Raw genomic sequence first — 1968 nt, 5'->3', positions numbered from 1 at the left:
AGCCGAGTTTTCAAGGTGCTGCGCCGTCCACTTGGTTTTCGAGACTGGCCTTTTAATTCTAACGTAAAGCCAACCTAGAACGGCGGGGTTTCAGACCCAAAATTTCCGATGAACTACTTGACTAAACCTTTTGACTCCATAATAGAAATAAGTTTCGTCAATTTCACAAGCGAAAGCTTTTCGATTCAGGATATTGGCAGCTAAAGAGGCACTGAAAAGCCCCCCAAATGGTTCCCAAACCACATCCTGTTCCTCACTTGAAGCTTCAATAATTAATTTCATCAGATCCAGTGGCTTTTGATTTAAGTGAACAGCTTTACCATCCTGAGACTTAATTCGTTCATCATCGCGCAAAGCTGAACGATCCCAAACATTTGTAAAACCATGAGGGCAATTAAATTTAGAGCGCATCTTCTCCCACTCTTTACCTGTTAAAGGACGCTGGCCATTTTTAGAAAAATAGGGTTTTCCCTCTGGGTTTCCGTGTTCGTTGGCATAGAAAACTAATTTTTCAAACATTTCGGGTGGGGGAAAATACCATAAATGTCCTTGGTCAAAATATTTTCTTGTTGCCGCATCTGCAACACCACAAGCTAAATTAGCTTGACGCAAAGGTAAGCCCGATCTTAACCATTCCTTTCGGAGCCATTCTTTAAGTGTTAAGTCAGCAATTTTGACTTCTCTAACGTATTGGACGCAAACCTCTGTAACCACCGGAAAACGCCTTATTTTTTCTGTGTTGACATTACCTGCAATATGACCTTTTCCTTTATTCCATATATTACAATTAACATATCGCCAACCAAATTTCTCAAGTATTGGATGTACCACAGCCCAGCCAATTTCTGAGTTCCAAAACCAAAGAGTTGTATTTGGCAAGGCCAACTTAGACCAAGCTTCCACATGAGGTTCATACCATTCAGGTAAGTCAAGATGATCTGATGTATCACCTTCAAATCCTAAAAGACCGTAGCCTCCGTCTGAGATTATTACTATAGGTTGTTCCCAAGAATCATAATGTTCAATGCTATTACCAAGACTCAGACTAACACTGCTGTTATTCCAAGCTGAAAAAGCTAGTTTCTCAGTAAGTTGGACAGTTTTGCCGCGCCCAACAGTGCTTGTTGCTTTATTCTTTTTTATACTTGCCAGGCTATGGGAAGGCTCAGGTATATCCATGGATTTTTTTATCGTCTTATAAACAGTATGAATATCAATACTCTATCCTGTTTTAGGATATTTGGCTACCCCATAAACCAATGACCTAGAAACTTAGCCTGAGACTAGCAAACTTTCTATCTCCTCGCTCAAGTTTTCCCAGTCAACTTGATCAAAGTTTTTTTGTTTTAACAGAGTGATTGTTTCGTTCAGCCAGCCAGCATAATCGGTTTTAATTAGCATAAAACCTCTGGATTTTATGAGTTTGAATTTCCCTAGAAAATAACCAATTATTTACAGCATTTCTCATAAAGATGAAGTATAATTTGAGCGGACATCGTCCCAGATTTGACCGTCTTCTAAACCCACTAACAAACTTTTAAAGATAATTTTATCGCCAAACTTTTTTCTGTAAAATCTGACTAATTTCTTGGGGAAAAGGACAATCATCGGGAAAGTTAAAAGATTGATAATCTGGGCTATCTCGCAAGGGGAGCATCTCACTTGTGCAATGAGTATTAATGCTTATAGCAGTCAAAAACTAGAAAATCTTGAACCTGATCACAAAGAGAAATGAGATTATAATAGTTATAACTTACGATTCAGAATATATCTCGATGGGAGGAACAGTCCAATGTGATCAGAAAATGAAAAAAGAATTAAAGAGTTATGTCAAGAGTTAGGGCAATGTCTTTATGAACAATCCCAAGTTGAGAAATTTAATAACTTGGCAGAGATAGAAGAGACTGTTAGAGATTTAATGATTCAGTATGTCAACCCAGAAATCGGTATTTTTTTGTCAAAACAAGC

At 38.1% G+C, this 1968-nt stretch carries 1 protein-coding gene and 3 pseudogenes; 1 reads left to right on the top strand and 3 read right to left on the bottom strand.

From position 1 onward, the window contains the following. Positions 1-90 precede the first annotated feature (90 nt). The 3 genes and pseudogenes from H6G48_RS00065 to H6G48_RS27310 all read right to left on the bottom strand — a co-directional run. Complete coding sequence (locus H6G48_RS00065; protein ID WP_190717871.1) at positions 91-1179, bottom strand: DNA methyltransferase; 1089 nt, start codon at positions 1177-1179, stop codon at positions 91-93. Positions 1180-1287: 108 nt separating this feature from the next. Then, positions 1288-1401, bottom strand: a pseudogene (locus H6G48_RS00060) (DUF29 family protein); the annotation flags it as partial. A gap of 148 nt (positions 1402-1549) precedes the next feature. Further along, positions 1550-1648, bottom strand: a pseudogene (locus H6G48_RS27310) (DUF29 domain-containing protein); the annotation flags it as partial. A gap of 168 nt (positions 1649-1816) precedes the next feature. Here H6G48_RS27310 and H6G48_RS00055 point away from each other — a divergent pair. Continuing rightward, positions 1817-1968, top strand: a pseudogene (locus H6G48_RS00055) (ISKra4 family transposase); the annotation flags it as partial.

The sequence above is a fragment of the Microcystis flos-aquae FACHB-1344 genome (genome assembly GCF_014698375.1).
GTDB classification, from domain to species: domain Bacteria; phylum Cyanobacteriota; class Cyanobacteriia; order Cyanobacteriales; family Microcystaceae; genus Microcystis; species Microcystis aeruginosa.
This window is presented reverse-complemented; position numbering and strand designations above follow the sequence as displayed.